This is a genomic window from Amycolatopsis sp. NBC_01286, from assembly GCF_035982555.1.
In the GTDB taxonomy this organism is placed as follows: domain Bacteria; phylum Actinomycetota; class Actinomycetes; order Mycobacteriales; family Pseudonocardiaceae; genus Amycolatopsis.
In genome coordinates this window covers 6,250,323-6,266,062 of record NZ_CP108428.1, presented here as the reverse complement: position 1 = coordinate 6,266,062, position 15,740 = coordinate 6,250,323, and the positions used below count along the sequence as shown (strand labels likewise).

Annotated in this window: 15 protein-coding genes; 3 read left to right on the top strand and 12 right to left on the bottom strand. The window is 70.5% G+C overall.

Annotation, left to right across the window (positions count from 1 at the left end):
• The first annotated feature begins 61 nt into the window (after window positions 1-61).
• On the top strand, window positions 62-937 hold the full coding sequence (locus tag OG570_RS29640; RefSeq protein ID WP_326952421.1) for a fumarylacetoacetate hydrolase family protein: 876 nt from the start codon (window positions 62-64) through the stop codon (window positions 935-937).
• A gap of 32 nt (window positions 938-969) precedes the next feature.
• Here the strand turns inward: OG570_RS29640 and OG570_RS29635 are convergent, their stop codons facing one another.
• The 6 genes from OG570_RS29635 to OG570_RS29610 form a co-directional block, all read right to left on the bottom strand.
• Complete coding sequence (locus OG570_RS29635; RefSeq protein ID WP_326952420.1) at window positions 970-1,812, bottom strand: carbohydrate-binding protein; 843 nt, start codon at window positions 1,810-1,812, stop codon at window positions 970-972.
• Between the two features lie 329 nt (window positions 1,813-2,141).
• The gene (yjfF, locus tag OG570_RS29630; protein WP_326952419.1) at window positions 2,142-3,125 is read right to left on the bottom strand and encodes a galactofuranose ABC transporter, permease protein YjfF; all 984 of its coding nucleotides are present in this window, start codon (window positions 3,123-3,125) and stop codon (window positions 2,142-2,144) included.
• Window positions 3,122-4,159 (bottom strand): ABC transporter permease, encoded by a 1,038-nt coding sequence (locus OG570_RS29625; RefSeq protein WP_326952418.1) that lies wholly within the window; start codon window positions 4,157-4,159, stop codon window positions 3,122-3,124. The genes yjfF and OG570_RS29625 overlap by 4 nt, the downstream gene beginning before the upstream one ends.
• Window positions 4,156-5,670 carry a sugar ABC transporter ATP-binding protein gene (locus OG570_RS29620; RefSeq protein WP_326952417.1) on the bottom strand — a complete coding sequence of 505 codons (1,515 nt, stop codon included), beginning with the start codon at window positions 5,668-5,670 and terminating at the stop codon, window positions 4,156-4,158. Before OG570_RS29620 ends, OG570_RS29625 begins: the two co-directional genes overlap by 4 nt.
• Window positions 5,671-5,680: 10 nt before the next feature.
• A complete protein-coding gene (locus OG570_RS29615) occupies window positions 5,681-6,670 on the bottom strand; it encodes an ABC transporter substrate-binding protein (protein WP_326952416.1) in 990 nt (329 codons plus the stop codon).
• Between the two features lie 601 nt (window positions 6,671-7,271).
• Entirely contained in the window at window positions 7,272-8,102 is an 831-nt protein-coding gene (locus tag OG570_RS29610) for a transporter substrate-binding domain-containing protein (protein ID WP_326952415.1), read from the bottom strand.
• A 571-nt stretch (window positions 8,103-8,673) separates the two neighbouring features.
• Here OG570_RS29610 and OG570_RS29605 point away from each other — a divergent pair.
• Window positions 8,674-10,119 (top strand): non-reducing end alpha-L-arabinofuranosidase family hydrolase, encoded by a 1,446-nt coding sequence (locus tag OG570_RS29605; protein WP_326952414.1) that lies wholly within the window; start codon window positions 8,674-8,676, stop codon window positions 10,117-10,119.
• A 44-nt stretch (window positions 10,120-10,163) separates the two neighbouring features.
• Here the strand turns inward: OG570_RS29605 and OG570_RS29600 are convergent, their stop codons facing one another.
• From OG570_RS29600 to OG570_RS29590, 3 genes are all read right to left on the bottom strand, one after another.
• A complete protein-coding gene (locus OG570_RS29600; protein WP_326952413.1) occupies window positions 10,164-10,508 on the bottom strand; it encodes a substrate-binding domain-containing protein in 345 nt (114 codons plus the stop codon).
• Window positions 10,409-11,056 carry a substrate-binding domain-containing protein gene (locus tag OG570_RS29595; protein WP_326952412.1) on the bottom strand — a complete coding sequence of 216 codons (648 nt, stop codon included), beginning with the start codon at window positions 11,054-11,056 and terminating at the stop codon, window positions 10,409-10,411. The genes OG570_RS29600 and OG570_RS29595 overlap by 100 nt, the downstream gene beginning before the upstream one ends.
• Before the next feature lie 79 nt (window positions 11,057-11,135).
• Window positions 11,136-11,879, bottom strand: coding sequence for a FadR/GntR family transcriptional regulator (locus tag OG570_RS29590; protein ID WP_326952411.1), 744 nt, complete (start codon window positions 11,877-11,879; stop codon window positions 11,136-11,138).
• Window positions 11,880-12,018: 139 nt separating this feature from the next.
• On the opposite strand from OG570_RS29590, the gene OG570_RS29585 reads away from it, so the two are divergent.
• A complete protein-coding gene (locus OG570_RS29585; protein WP_326952410.1) occupies window positions 12,019-13,455 on the top strand; it encodes a glycoside hydrolase family 6 protein in 1,437 nt (478 codons plus the stop codon).
• A 63-nt stretch (window positions 13,456-13,518) separates the two neighbouring features.
• Here OG570_RS29585 and OG570_RS29580 read toward each other — a convergent pair whose 3' ends face one another.
• Genes OG570_RS29580 through OG570_RS29570 form a run of 3 tightly spaced genes read right to left on the bottom strand, consistent with a single transcriptional unit; the run spans window position 13,519 to window position 15,723 of the window.
• Complete coding sequence (locus OG570_RS29580; protein ID WP_326952409.1) at window positions 13,519-14,400, bottom strand: hypothetical protein; 882 nt, start codon at window positions 14,398-14,400, stop codon at window positions 13,519-13,521.
• Entirely contained in the window at window positions 14,400-14,894 is a 495-nt protein-coding gene (locus tag OG570_RS29575) for a SigE family RNA polymerase sigma factor (protein WP_326951571.1), read from the bottom strand. The genes OG570_RS29580 and OG570_RS29575 overlap by 1 nt, the downstream gene beginning before the upstream one ends.
• A 49-nt stretch (window positions 14,895-14,943) precedes the next feature.
• The gene (locus OG570_RS29570; RefSeq protein WP_326952408.1) at window positions 14,944-15,723 is read right to left on the bottom strand and encodes a FadR/GntR family transcriptional regulator; all 780 of its coding nucleotides are present in this window, start codon (window positions 15,721-15,723) and stop codon (window positions 14,944-14,946) included.
• Window positions 15,724-15,740: the final 17 nt, after the last annotated feature.

Here is a 15,740-nt window from a genome sequence, read left to right as displayed (position 1 = left end):
ACTCGCGTTGACCACCGCACTCCGCACTCCGTAGGTTCGACACCGAACGAGGAGGTCCGGAATGAGCCACCTGGTGCGATTCACCGACGGAACCGGCGACATCCGGGTCGGGCTGCTCGCCGACGAGCAACTGCGGCCGCTCGCGGTGTCGTCGATGAGTGACCTGCTGCGCCACACCGTGACGGAGATCCGCGAACTCGCCGAGGCCGCCGGGGATCCTGTGTCCACGGACGGGACGCGCCTGCTGCCGCCACTGGACGGCCGCATGGAGGTGTGGGCCGCCGGGGTGACCTACCAGCGGTCCGAGGAGGCCCGCCGCGAGGAGAGCGCCGACGAGGACGTCTACGCGCGGGTGTACCGCGCGGAGCGGCCCGAGCTGTTCTTCAAGTCGGCCGCGTGGCGCGTGGTCACCGACGACGAGCCGATCGCCGTCCGCGCCGATTCCGCCAACAACGTGCCGGAGCCGGAACTCGGGCTGCTGCTGACCGGCGCCGGGGAGGTCGCCGGGTACGTGGTGGTCGACGACGTCAGCTCCCGCAGCATCGAAGGCGAGAACCCGTTGTACCTCCCGCAGGCCAAGATCTACACCGGGTCGTGCGCGATATCGGCGCGGGTGCGACCGGCGTGGGAGGTGCCGGACCCGCTGTCGCTCAGCCTCCGCATGCGCATCCTGCGCGACGGCCAGGAGGTGTTCGACGGCGAGTCCAGCACCGCCCAGCTCAACCGCAAGCCGGCCGGTCTGGTCGAGTACCTGTGGCGGGACAACGACTTCCCCGACGGCGCCGTCCTTTCGACGGGCACGTCCGTGGTGCCGGGCCTCGATCAAGGGCTGCGGCCGGGAGACGTCGTCGAGATCGAGATCGGCGAGGTCGGATCGCTGCGCTCCCCCGTGGTGCTCGGCGCGGACGAGGTGCGCCGGGCGCTCGCCGCGCGCTGAAACGCACCACTACAGCTAAAACCGGTCGGCGGTCAGCGGTGGACCTGCCACTGATCGTTCGCGTGCACCACGGTGCGAGACAGGTTCGGGCACAGGAAGTTCGCGGTGGAGGAGTTGGAGATGACCGAGGTGTTGCCGGTGCTCGCGGCCTGCCAGGAGCCGTTCAGCTTGATCTTGTAGCTGCTGCTCTCGATGTTCCGGGTGCCCAGCGCGGTGCAGTAGGCCGCGGTGGTGCTGCCGCTGGCGTAGACCTCGAAGATGTTCCAGCTGCGGTTGTCCCGGGACTGGTCGGTGCCCGACTGCGTGTAGAGCGTGTCCCACCGGTTGGCGTGGTAGTTGAACAGCGACGAGGTCCAGGTGTTCTTGCCCGCGTCGGTCTGCTCGACCTTGCCGTGGTAGGAGTCGTGGCCGTTGACCGAAGTCACGTAGTTGGTGCGGAACACGGCATCGATGTTCACCGACTTGGCCACGTGCACGCCGACGCACCAGTCCCAGGCCCAGACCTGCTTGGCCCCGCCGGAGTAGGCGGTCACCAGCTCCACACAGGACCCCGGGGCCTTCATCGTCGGGGCGTAGAGGGTGTCGCCGGAGACGCTGAGGTCGCTGTAGGCCGACTGGACGGCGTCCTGCCCGGTGACCGCGCTGCCACCGGTGTAGACGCCCCAGTCGTCGTGGATGCTGGTGGCCTCGGTGCGGTGGCCGGCCTGCCCGGTGCGGATCTCCCGGAACCGGTCGGCCGCGGCGATCTGGGTGGTGCCGTCGACCGCGCCGGCCACGGCGGTGCCCGGCGCCGCCATCGAGGCCGGCGCCGCGATCGCGGTGGCCGGCACGCAGAGGAAGACCGCGGCGGAGAGTGCGACGAGGGATTTTCGCATCAGAACTCCTAGTCTGAAAGCGCATCGCTCAGGCTCCGGTCCGGTGCGTGAGCGGAGGCCCGCTCACGCAGGCCGGGAACGCACCCGCCGTCGACGACGCGTGCGAAACAGGCGCACGGGGCCGTGGCCCCGCACGCGGATCAGGAGATGACCAGCTTCAGGCGGTGCTTCTGCGGAAACTCTTTCGACGCATTTCGGGGACCACCTCCGGGGACAGGGAGATATTCACCCACCAGTGTGAGAAAGGTCTTCCCCGTGGTCTAGACTTTCCCTTCAACTTGTCTGATTTCTGTCTCTGCCGCAGACCGTCCACATCGGACCGAAGCCGGCTAGCGGGTTCTGCGGGTGACGAGCCGTTGCAGGACGATGAAGACGAACAGGAGGGCGCCGGTGATGATCGAGGTCCACCACGAGTTGAGGGTGCCGTCGAAGGTGATCAGCGTCTGGATGATGCCCAGCACCATGATGCCGAGCACGGTGCCCAGCACGTAGCCGGAGCCGCCGGTCAGGATGGTGCCGCCGATGACCACCGCCGCGATCGCCGTCAGCTCCAGGCCGACGCCGTTGAGCGGGTCGCCGGAAGACTTGTACAGCACCAGCAGCAGCCCGCCGAGCGCCGAGCAGAAGCCGCTGATCGTGTACACCGCGATCTTCGTGCGGCCGGTCTTGAGACCCATCAGCATCGCGGACTGCGCGTTGCCGCCGATCGAGTAGACGGTGCGCCCGAACCGGGTGAACGCCAGCACGTACGCCGCGACGGCGACGACGACCAGGGCGGCGACCACGCTGATCGAGATGTGCAGCTCGCCGCCGAGCGGGAGCTGCGTCTGGGCGAGGGTGGCGATCGTCGGGTTGTCGATCGAGTACGCCTCGGTGCTGATCGTGTAGCAGAGGCCCCGGGCGAAGAACATCCCGATCAGCGTCGCGATGAACGGCTGGATCTCGAAGAAGTGGACGAGCGCGCCCATCCCGGCGCCGAGCAGCGCCCCGATCACCAGCACCACCGCGATCGCCGCGTACGCGGGCCAGCCGTGCTTCTGCATCAGGTCGCCGGAGACCACTGTGGACAGTGCGACCACGGACCCGACGGACAGGTCGATGCCGCCGGTGAGGATCACGAACGTCATCCCGACCGCGACCACGAGCAGGAAGGCGTTGTTGATGAACAGGTCGAGCACGACCTGCCCGGACCCGAACGCCTCGTAGCTCGACGCGCCGAAGACGTAGGCCCCGACGAGCAGCGCCATCGTGGCGAGGATCGGGAGGTGCCGTTGCTTCGGCCGGTAGCCGCGGACGCGGTCCAGGGTCGTCATGCCGTGACCTCCACCTTCTCCGGAGCGGGTGCGGGGGCCGGCTGTCCGGGCCGGGGTGTCCGGCGGCGCCGGAGCTTGCGGCGGAACGCGGGCGACTGCAGCAGGCACACCGCGAGCACGACCACGGCCTTGAACAGCATGATCGACTCGGGCGGGATGCCGAGGGCGTAGACGGTGGTGGTGAGCGTCTGGATGAGCAGGGCGCCGATCACCGCGCCACCCAGGGAGAACCGGCCACCGGTCAGCTGCGTGCCGCCGACGACGACGGCGAGGATCGCGTCGAGCTCGATGAACAGCCCGGCGTGGTTGGCGTCGGCGCTGTGCACGTTCGCGCTGATCATCAGCCCGGCGATGCCCGCGCACAGCGCGCAGAAGACGTAGACGAGCCAGGTCAGCCGGGCCGAGCGGAGGCCGGCCAGCCGGCTGGCCTCGGGGTTGCCGCCGACGGCCTCGACGAGCAGGCCGAGCGCGGAACGGCGGACCAGCAGCGAAGCGAGCACGAACACGGCCAGCGCGACGAGGATCGCGCTCGGCAGGGTCAGCACGAACCCGCTGCCGATCCATTCGTACGGCGCCGAGGTGATCGTGATGATCTGCCCGCCGGAGATCAGCTGCGCGATCCCGCGCCCGGCGACCATCAGGATGAGCGTGGCGATGATCGGCTGGATGCCCAGCACGGCGACGAGCCAGCCGTTCCACACCCCGAGCACCAGCGACAGCCCGAGCGCCAGTCCGACGGCGACGAGCGTGGCGCCCACGCCGCCGGGGTGATCGGCGATCCACAGGCAGGCGAGCGAGCCGCTGATCGCGACGACCGCGCCCACCGAGAGGTCGATGCCGCGGGTGGCGATGACGAGCGTCATGCCGATCGCGATGAGGATCAGCGGGGCGCCGTTCTTCAGGATGTCGACGAGGTTCCCGTAGAGATGGCCGTCACGCAGTTCGATCGAGAAGAACGCCGGGCTCGCGATGAGGTCGCCGACCAGCAGCGCCAGCAACGCCACCACGGGCCAGAACAACCGGTGCTTGGTCATGAGACGGCTCCCTCGGCCATCGTGGCCATGATCTCGTCGGCGGTGAGCGCCCGGTTTTCCGGCTGTGCCACCACTTTCCGGTCGCGCAGCACCACGACGCGGTGGCTCAGCCGGAGCACCTCCTCCAGCTCGGCGGAGATGTACACGACGGCCATCCCGTCGGCCGAGAGCCGGGTGACCAGCCGCTGGATCTCCGTCTTGGCGCCGATGTCGATGCCGCGGGTCGGCTCGTCGAGGATGAGCAGCCGCGGGTCGGTGATGAGCCAGCGGGCCAGCAGCACCTTCTGCTGGTTGCCGCCGGACAGGGTGCCGACCAGGGCCTCGGGGTCGGCGGGGCGGATGTCGAGCGTTGCGATGTACTTCCGGGCGATCTCGTCCTGGCGGCGCCGGGACAGCGGCCGCGCCCAGCCGCGCGAGGCCTGGAGCGCGAGGACGATGTTCTCCCGGACGGTCAGTTCCTCGACCAGGCCTTCGGTCTTGCGGTTCTCCGAGCAGAACGCGATCCGGTGGTCGAGCCCGGCTCGCGGCGTCCGCAGCGGGGTGACGCGGCCGTCGATCTTCACGGAACCGCTGTCGGCGTGATCGGCGCCGAAGAGCAGCCGGGCGAGCTCGGTGCGCCCGGAGCCGAGCAGCCCGGCCAGCCCGACGACCTCGCCGGCGTGGATGTCCAGCGTGAACGGCTCGACGCCGCGTTTGCGGCCGAGGTCTTCGGCCGCCAGCAGCACCGGTGCGTCCGCCACCTCGGCCCGGGTCGGCCCGGAGTCCTCGAGCGTTTCGAGGACCCGCAGCTCCTTGCCGATCATCCTGGTGACCAGCTCGACCGGCGTGATGTCCGCGGTGCGGTACTCGCCGATCAGCTTTCCGTTGCGCAGCACGGTCATCCGGTCGGCGATCGCGAAGACCTGGTCGATGAAGTGCGAGACGAACAGGATCGCCAAGCCTTCGTCGCGCAGCGAGCGCACCACCGTCAGCAGCCGCTCGACCTCGCCGGCGTCCAGACTGGACGTCGGCTCGTCGAGCACCAGGATCCGCGCTTCGACGTCGAGGGCCCGGGCGATCGCGACCAGCTGCTGGACGGCGATCGAGCAGGTGCCCAGCTCGGCCGAGACGTCGACCCGGACGTCCAGCCGCGCCAGCAGTTCCTCGGCCCGCCGCCGCATCGGGCCCCACTGGATGCGGCCGAAGCGGCGGGGTTCCCGGCCGAGGCAGACGTTCTCCGCCACGGACAGGTTCGGGCAGAGGTTGACCTCCTGGTAGACCGTGCTGACGCCGGCCCGCTGGGCCTCGCCGGGGCCGCCGAAGGAGACGGCGGTCCCGGCGAGCGTGATCGAGCCCGCGTCCACCCCGTGCACGCCGGTGAGCACCTTGATCAGCGTCGACTTCCCGGCGCCGTTCTCGCCCATCAGCGCGTGGACCTCGCCCGGGAACAGGCGGAAGCCGACGTCGTCGAGGGCGACGACACCGGGGAACTCCTTGCGGATCCCGGTCATGACGAGGATTTCGGCGGGCATCGCGAACCCCTCAGTACTGGCGCTTCGGCAGTGCGGCCTTGGCCGACGCCTGGTCGAACTCGGTCTCCTGGGTCTCGATCCGCTCGGGCACCTGCTCGCCCGCGTTGACCTTCTTGACCAGGTCCATCAGCTGCGGGCCGAGCAACGGGTTGCACTCGACGACGTGGTTGATCTTGCCGTCGGCCAGCGCCTGGAGGGCGTCCTTGACGCCGTCGACCGAGACGATCTTGATGTCCTTGCCGGGCACCTTGCCCGCCGCTTGGATCGCTTCGATGGCACCGAGGGCCATGTCGTCGTTGTGCGCGTAGAGCACGTCGATCTTCGGCTGGGACTTGAGGAAGGCCTCCATGACCTCCTTGCCCTTCGCGCGGGTGAACTCCCCGGTCTGCGAGGCGACGATCTTGTACTTCGGGTCCGCGGCGATGACGTCCCCGAAGCCCTTCTTGCGGTCGTTGGCCGGGGCCGAGCCGGTGGTGCCCTGCAGCTCGACGATGTTCACCTGGCCGGTGGCGCTGCCGAACTCCTTGGTCAGCCACTCCCCCGCTTTCTTGCCCTCGGCGATGAAGTCCGAGCCGAGGAAGGTCTTGTAGAGCGTCTTGTCCGGCGAGTCGATCGCCCGGTCGGTGAGGATGACCGGGATCTTCGCCGTCTTCGCCTCCTTGAGGACGGTCTCCCAGCCCGACTCGACGACCGGCGAGAAGGCGATGACCTTGACCTTCTGCTGGATGTACGAGCGGATCGCGGCGATCTGGTTCTCCTGCTTCTGCTGCGCGTCGGAGAACTTGAGCTCGATCCCGGCGGACTTGGCCGACTCCTGGATGGACTTGGTGTTCGCGGTCCGCCAGCCGCTCTCGGCGCCCACCTGGGCGAAGCCGAGCGTGACGGCCCCGCCGGTGGTTCCCGTGCCGCCGCTGCCGCTGCTACCACTGCAGGCGGTGAGCAGGACCAGTCCGGCCGCCGCGACCGCCGCGGCGGCCCATCGCTTCTTCAGCACGTTCACTCCTCGATCGACGGTGATCTTTGCTGTTAGCGTTAACAGTTCGCGCTTTGGGGACCGGTGTCCGCGCCGGCCGCGCGCAGTGCCGACCGCCCTCACGGGACCAGCCGACCCTTCGCCACCAGGCAGTCCGACCCCGCATCACCGTGACCCCCATCACTCTTTCGGGTGGCGACGGGGAGTCAGTGTTAGCGATAACAACAATCCGGTCAAGTCCGGCTGCGGTAACGGTCTCGTCACATACCACCGCGGTCGCCGCACACGGCCCGAACACGAGACGGACCGCCCGCTCGAACTGGGGTCAGCGGGGTACGCGACCGGGCCGGGCCGGCGGACACGCGGGGTGCGGCGGCCCAGGTCGGCGTGCAGGTCGAGGCCCCGCGCGCTCGTACAGCCGCCGCACCGCGTTCCGCTGGCTCGGTTCGGCCATCGTGAACTGGTGCACATGGTCCACTCCCGTGTTCCACCACGGGTTCTCGCCCGCCGGCTGCCCGCCCGCCCGAGGGATAGGGCAACGGACCACGCGCGAGCGCCAAGAGCATCCCTGCCCTACGCCGTAGCCGCCACGGTGGGCACCCACGGACCGCTCCTGCCGGAGACCGCGTTACTGCGGCGTGGCCGCGTTGAAGACCGGCTTCGGGACAGAGACCTGGTTGAGCCCCCAGCGGGACATGATCCCGACGTACGTGCCGTCGCGGAACAGCTCCTCGAACACCTGCTGCAGCACCGGGCCCAGCTTCGAGGACTTGGGGACGTACAACGCCAGGTCGTCCTTGGACGCCCCCTGCGCTTCGGTCTGGGTGACGTACTTGGTCCCGCCCTGTTTCTGCGTCACGTCGATCGCCGCGGCCTCCGTCATGCCCGCGGCGTCCGCGCGGCCCGAGAGGGTGGCCAGCAGCGTGGCGTTGGTGTCGTCGAGGCCGACCGTCTGCGTGGCCTGATGCTTGCCCTGCGTGCAGAAGTGGGACAGCTTGGTCAGCTGCTCCTCCACGACGCTGGCGGTCACCACCGCGATGCGCTTGCCGCAGAGGTCCTCGACCCGCGCGATCCCCGCCGCCGAGTCAGGGAACACGTACGCCGTGCGGGTGGTCATCCAGGTGATCGTGTCGAACTGCTTCTCGCGCTCGGCGGTGGCCTTGACCGGGCCGTTGAACGCGTCGTACCGGTCGCTCAGCATGCCCTGCAGCGCGGCCGGCAACGCGTTGACGATCATGGTCTGCGTCCGGACGCCGAGCACCTGCCCGATCGCGGCCTGGAAGTCGGCGTCGATCCCGGTGACCGACCCGTCCGGCGCCACCGTGCGGTAGGGCGGGTGGGAGTCGCCGGCGAACCGGATCACCCCGGCGTCCTTGATCGCCTGCGGCAGCGCGTCGTGCAGGGACTGCACCACCGCGAGGTTCGTCGCGGTCGCCAGGGTCGGGGAACCGCTTCCCACCGTGCACCCGGTGGCGGCCAGCCCGAGGGCGGCGATCGCGAGGATCGTTCTTCGGCTTCGTCGGCGAAGCGGTGATCGCATTGGACGTCTTCCTGTGCTCGGCTGTCAGGCTCGAAACCGCGTCAGGCGGATGAGGCCCCAGACACAATAGGTTGCTAACGCGGCGGCGATCGTTGCATGATCTGTCGCCTTGTTCAACCCCCAGTCCCGTCCTGGCCGCATCACAGCCGGCGTGATCCGGGCGCGACGTCCCGCTTCGAGCGTGAAATGCCCACTACTCACCAGACGATCGTGTGGGGAACTGGATCAAAGGGATCACGGACCGCGAAGCCGCCATAGAACGGCCGCTGCCCGCCCCTCGAGGTGCCTCGGCCGTCGGAAATGTAACTTTCACCGCGCGGCTGTCCTTTGTGGACCTACCGCGACCACCCTGAGGTGGCCGGTCGTCCGGCCCGGCGTCCGGGGCTTCGCGGACCCGCGTCCCCGGATTGACATCTTTTCTCCCGGCAGCCCAGGGTGAAGCAACGCTGTTAGCGATAACACTCGTCTCGCTCGCCGGGAGAAGGTCGTCATGAACAGAGGAAGTACCAGCCGCAGGATCCGCACCCTGATCGGTGTGCTCACCGCCGCGTCGACCGTGGCGCTGGCGGTGACGCTGGGGGCCGGCCCGGCCGCGGCCGACGTCACCGGCGCGCTGCGCGGTGCCGGTTCGGACCGGTGCCTCGACGTCTCGAACGCCAGTCAGGCCGACGGGGCCCTCCTGCAGATCTACGACTGCTCCGGCGGGGCGAACCAGCAGTGGACGTCGACGTCCGGCGGCCAGCTGACGGTGTACGGCGGCAAGTGCCTCGACGTGCCCGGCGGCGCGACCACCGGGACCCGGGTGCAGATCTGGACCTGTCACGGCGGGGCCAACCAGCAGTGGCGGGTGAACTCCGACGGCACGATCGCCGGGGTGCAGTCCGGGCTCTGCCTGGACGTCACCGGCGCCGCGACGGCCAACGGCACCGCGGTGGCGCTCTGGACGTGCAACGGCGGCAGCAACCAGAAGTGGACGGGCCTGTCGACGACGACCACCACGCCGACCACGACCACGACCGGCGGCGGCACCAGCTGTTCCCTGCCCTCGACCTACCGCTGGAGCTCGAGCGGGGTGCTGGCGACGCCGAAGAACGGGTGGGTCTCGCTGAAGGACTTCACCAACGTCGTCTACAACGGCAAGCACCTCGTCTACGCGTCGAACGTCTCGGGATCGTCGTACGGCTCGATGGCCTTCAGCCCCTTCACGAACTGGTCCGACATGGCCTCGGCCGGCCAGAACGGGATGAACCAGGGCACCGTGGCGCCCACGCTGTTCTACTTCGCGCCGAAGAACATCTGGGTGCTGGCCTACCAGTGGGGTGCCTGGCCCTTCATCTACCGCACGTCGAGCGACCCGACCAACCCCAACGGCTGGTCGTCGCCGCAGCCGCTGTTCACCGGCAGCATCTCCGGCTCCGGCACCGGCCCGATCGACCAGACGCTGATCGCCGACGGCTCGAACATGTACCTGTTCTTCGCCGGTGACAACGGCAAGATCTACCGGGCGAGCATGCCGATCGGGAACTTCCCGGGCAGCTTCGGCTCGAACTACACGACGGTCATGAGCGACACGCAGGCCAACCTCTTCGAAGCCGTCGAGGTCTACAAGGTCCAGGGCCAGAACCAGTACCTGATGATCGTCGAGGCGATGGGCGCGAACGGGCGCTACTTCCGTTCGTTCACCTCCACCAGCCTGAGCGGGTCGTGGACTCCGCAGGCCGCCAGCGAAAGCAACCCCTTCGCCGGCAAGGCCAACAGCGGTGCCTCCTGGACCAACGACATCAGCCACGGTGACCTGGTCCGCACCAACCCCGACCAGACCAAGACCATCGATCCGTGCTCCCTGCAGTTCCTCTACCAGGGCAAGAACCCCAGCGCGAGCGGCCCGTACGACCAGCTGCCGTGGCGGCCGGGAGTCCTGACGCTGCAACGCTAACCACGTCCGTCCCTTCCGGGGAACCCTCCCCGGAAGGGACGGCCTCAGCCCGAGGTGCGCGCGACCAGCTCGGTGTCCAGCACCGCGCGGCGCGGCCCGGCCGACCCGCCGAGCATCGCCGGCAGCTCGTCCGTCATCCGGGCGCCCATCGCTTCGATCGGCTGGCGCACGGTGGTGAGCGGCGGATCCGTCCGACGGCCGATCGGCAGGTCGTCGAACCCGATGACAGCCACGTCCCCGGGCACCCGCCGCCCCGCGCGGCGCAGGGCCCGCAGCGCGCCGACCGCCATCATGTCCGAGGCGGCGAAGATGGCGTCGACGTTCGGCCGGCGGTCCAGCAGGCGGGCGGTGGCGTGCTCGCCGGACGCCTGGCCGAAGTCCCCGAACACCACCAGCCCCGGTCGCCGTGGCCGGCGCCCGACACCGCCTGCCGGTAGCCGAGCAGCCGGTCCACTCCGGCGGTCATGTCCTGGGGTCCGGCGATGGTCGCCACCGTGTGCCGGCCCGCGTCGAGGAACCGCTGGGCGGCCCGCCGGGAACCACCGCGGTTGTCCACGTCGACGTAGGAGAAGCGCCCGGGTTCCCGCCCGCGGACCGGACGGCCGCCGAACACCACCGGGATGCCGAGCCGGCCCAGGTCGAGCGGCCGGCGGCCGTGCATCCCGATGACCAGGGCGCCGTCGACGTGCCCGCCGTCGAGGAAGCGCACCACCGGTCCCTGGTAGTCCGCCGTCGCGGGCACGGTGAGCAGCACGAGCTGCAGGCCGACGCCGGTCAGCGCCTTGCCCGCCCCGGCGGCCACGCGGGCGAAGCAGGGGTCGGCGAACAGCCGCGGGACTTCCTCGCACACCACGAGCGCGACCGAGCCCGTGGGCCCGGCCGCCCGCGCGACGTCGGCCAGGGTCGGCCGCGGTCCGGGTGACTCGGCGAAGGACACGTTCGCTCTCCCAAGACGTCGTTGTCTTCGTGAGCCCGGGGCGGTCGGTCCACAAAGGACCGAGCCCGCCGCGGCGTGGTCAGCTGCCGAAGAGGCGGCGCCGGATCTCGCGGCGGTAGTCCTCCAGGGTGTTGTCGAGGTGGACGGCGACTGCGTGGGCCGCCGCGTCCGGGTCACCGTCGCGGATCGCCCCGAAGATGGCGGCGTGCTCGTCGACCGCGCCCGCCGCGTGCCCGCCGACCGCGCCGGACATGCCGATGACGTTCGATTGGCGTTGCAGGCGGCGGGCTTCGCGCACGGCCGCGACGAGGAACTGGTTGTGCGACGCGGTGGCGATGCCGAGGTGGAACTCGTCGTCACCGCGGCCGAACAGCGTGGACTGCCCGCTCAGGTGGCCCTGGCGGCAGGTCTCGGCGGCGGCCTCGATCGCGCGCAGCTCCGCCGGGGTGGCGTTGACGGCCGCGAGCCGGCCGGCGGCGGTCTCCTGGACCCGGCGGAACTCGAACAGCATGTAGACGTGGTCGAGGTCGGTGGGCAGGAAGAAGCCGCCCCAGCGGGAAGCGCCGAGCATGCCCTCGTCGTCGGACACGTACAGCCCGCGCCCCTTGTGCGCGCGCACCCGGCCGATCGCCGAGAGGATCTTGACGGCCTCCCGCACCACGGTCCGGCTGGTGCCCATCCGCGCCGCCAGCTCGGCCTCGGTCGGCATCCGGTCACCGGGCCGCAGCTCCAGCTCGGCGATGAGCCGCAGGATCCGCTCGGCCACCACTTCGTAGCCGGGCCGGTACGGGGCCGGCGGCGCGGCTTCCTCATCACGGGTCACCCGATGAGTATGACTCAATCGACGCACACCACCGCCCGCTCCGAAGACCGCCGCTCTTTCCCGGCCGCCTCGCGCCGGTTACAGTGAGCCGATATGGGAGCGCTCCCAGTCGCCAACGCCGACGACGCTGTGAGGACTCATGAGAGCGACGAAACAGGTACGCGTTCCCCACGAACGCACCACCCGTCCGGCCGCGCGAGACGGCCGGCCGGACCGGCTACCCGACGGACCCGGGAAGAGACGCGCCAAGGTCGCCGTCGCGGCCCTCGGCGCGACGCTCCTCGCCGGCGCGACCGCGCTGACGGTGGGTGGCAGCGCCCAGGCCGCCTCCTCACCGTTCTACGTCGACCCGGGGACGAACGCGGCCCAGTGGGTCGCCGCCAACCCCGGCGACTCGCGGACCCCGATGATCCGCGACCGTGTCGCCGCCACGCCGCAGGCAAGGTGGTTCACCACCACCAACACCTCGACCGTGCGCGCCGACGTCGACGCCTACGTCGGCGCCGCCGCGGCGGCGGGCAAGGTCCCGATCATGGTCGTCTACGACATCCCCAACCGCGACTGCGGTGGCGCCAGCGGCGGCGGGGCGCCGTCCCACGACGCCTACCGGGCGTGGATCGACCAGGTGGCCGCCGGCATCGCGGGCCGGCCCGCGGCGATCGTGCTGGAGCCCGACGTGCTCGCGCTGATGACGAACTGCCAGTCGGCCGACCAGCAGAACCAGACCAAGGCTTCGGTGGCCTACGCGGGCAAGAAGCTCAAGTCCGGTTCGACGCAGACGAAGGTGTACTACGACATCGGCCACTCCGCGTGGCTCTCGCCCGCCGAGGCCGCGTCGCGGGTGCGGGCCGCGGACATCTCGAACAGCGCGGACGGCATCGCCACCAACGTCTCCAACTACCGGTCGACCGGCGACGAGGCGGGCTTCGCCAAAGCGGTGCTGAACGCGGTGGGCGACACGCGGCTGCGCGCGGTGATCGACACGAGCCGCAACGGCAACGGGCCGCAGGGCAGCGAGTGGTGCGACCCGGCGGGACGCGCCATCGGCACGCCCAGCACCGACGCCACGGGTGACACGCAGATCGCCGCGTACCTCTGGGTCAAGCCGCCGGGCGAAGCCGACGGCTGCCTCGCCGCGGCCGGGCAGTTCGTCCCGCAGCGGGCGTACGACCTGGCGGCCGCCGGGGCGCCGCCGGCCGGCACCACACCGACGACCGCCACCACTCCCCCGACGACGACGTCGACCTCGACTACCCCGCCGGGCAACGGCTCGTGCACGGTGACGCACCGGGTCGTCAGCTCGTGGCAGAACGGGTACACCGGCGAGGTCGTCATCGAGAACCGGGGAGCACCCGTCGACGGCTGGACACTGACGTTCTCCGCGCCGGGGGTGACCGTCGGCCAGGGCTGGAACGCGACCTGGACCGACACCGGCGACACCGTGCGGGTCGTGAACGCCGCGTGGAACGGCAAACTCGGCACCGGCGGCACCGCGACCGTCGGCTACAACGCGGACTACAGCGGCGGCACCCCGCCGTTCCTGTCCCCCGCCCTGAACGGAGTCTCCTGCTCCTGAGCCCTCACAGCCACCGGACGATCACGGCTCACACCGAGCCGTGATCGTCCGGCGGACGCGAAATCATCGGTTGAGCTGAACGGAATCGAGCAAGGTCAACGCTTCCTTCGCGCGGGCGGGCGAGCTGTCGATTTCGAGGGTGTAGGCCCCGAGCGTCCGGTGCTGGTGCACGGGCAGCGGGTCCTGCGGATAACTGCTGTCCGCGGCTCTGCTGGTCAGCGACACCGTCAGCGAGAAGCATCGGCTGTCGAGCGGGGTCTTCCCCACCTCGGCGGCCGGGCAGAGCACCAGGGTGTTGGTTTCGGGTTCGCTGGTGAAGGTGCCGACCTGCTGTCCGTCGGGCACCTGCAGCGACTTGAGCGGCGACGCGATCACCGGCGGTGTGGTGTGGATCTTTCCCAGTAGAGCCAGCATTTCCGCCGCTGTCACCGGTTTTGTGGTCGTCACGCGGATCCAGCGGTCCGGTCCGTCCTGCCACATGACCGACTGCGGGTGCGGGATCTGGTCCGCTGTCGAGGGTTTCGTGGCCAGGGCGCTGTGGGGCGCGGTGCCGCCACGGGACTCGATCGTGAACGCGTAGCTGTGGTTCTGCGCGTAGTGCAGGGTCTCGACGGGCGGCTGGACCGACCACATCGTCAGGTCCCAGGCACTGTCTTCGAGGCTGATCGCCGGTGCGGCCGGGGGCACCTTCCCGGCGGCCGGCGGCTGGGCCACCGTGGCGGACGGCGGGCTCGCGAGCGTGGCCGGTGGCACCACCGCGGTACCGCGATCCAGCAGGCCGACGGCCCCCGCGCCGAGGGCGGCGACGGTGAGCGTCACGGCGGCCACGCTGATCGTGCGGCGCCGCCGGATCCGGCGCGTGGCGACGGCGAGCACGGCGTCGGGATCGGGCGCCAGGGACTCCTGGGCGCGCAGCGCGCGGCGCAGCTCGTCGAGGTCGGTCATCACACGGTCTCCTTGCCTTCGTTGAGCTGGACGCGCAGCGCGCTCAGGCCGCGCGAGACGTGGCTGCGCACCGTCGCGGGCGCGCAGCCGAGCACCGCGGCGATCTCGCCGTCGTCACGGTCCTCGTAGAAGCGCAGCACGATCGCCGCCCGCTGGGCGCGGGTCAGCCGGGCGAGCGGCCCGGCGAGCTGGTCGGCGTCGGCGATCCGCCACGCCGGATCGGGCACGGCCGGCTCGCGGAAGCGGGTGGTGTCGGCGGTGGGGCGCACGGACCGCTGGTACCAGCGGCGACGCCACGAGAGGTAGCCGTTGACGACGATCTTGCGCATGTACAGCTCGGGCCGGTCCGCCGCCGCGACCTGCCGCCAGCCCTGGTGCGCGCGCACGAGCGCGTCCTGCACCACGTCCTGAGCCAGATCACGGTCGCCGGTCAGCACGGCGGCGAACCGCACCAGGCCGGGCAGTTGCTCACGGGAGAACTCTTCGAACTGCACACCCTTCAAGACGCCGCCTCCCGCACGATCCGTTGCAGTCGCGGGCGGATCAGCCGAAGACCCGCCGCTGGATCTCGCGGCGGTAGTCCTCCAGGGTGTTGTCCAGGTGGACCGCGGCGGCCCGCGCGGCCGCTTCCGGGTCGCCGTCGCGGATCGCCTGGTAGATCGCCGCGTGCTCCTCGACCGCCTCCGCCGCGTGGCCGCCGACCGTACCGTGCAGGCCGATCGTGCTGGACTGGTGCTGCAGCCGCCGCACCTCGCGCACGGCGGCCAGCAGGAACTGGTTGTGGGACGCGGCCGCGACACCGAGGTGGAACTCGTCGTCACCGCGGTCGAACAACGCCGCTTCGCCGGTCAGGTGGCCCTGCCGGCAGGTTTCCGCCGCCGCCTCGATCACCCGCAGCTCCCCCGGCGTGGCCCGGGTCGCCGCCAGCCGCCCGGCGGTCATCTCCTGGACCCGGCGGAACTCGAACAGCATGTAGATGTGCTCGAGATCCGTCGGCAGGAACAGGTTGCCCCAGTGCGCGGAGCCGAGCATCCCCGCGTCGTCGGCGACGTAGAGGCCCCGCCCCTTCTGCGCGCGCACCCGGCCGATCGCCGACAGGATCTTCACCGCCTCGCGCACCACGGTCCGCGAGCTGCCCAGCTGCGCCGCCAGCTCGTTCTCGGTGGGCATGCGATCGCCCGGCCGCAGCCGTAGCTCGGTGATGAGCCGGAGGATCCGCTCGGCGACGAGCTCGTACCCGGGCCGGTACGACGTCGGCGACCGGGTCTCCGGCGGGTCGTCACGGGCCGGAGAAGGGTCGATCGATGCGGGCCCGCCGTCCACCACTCGCTCCTCCGCCT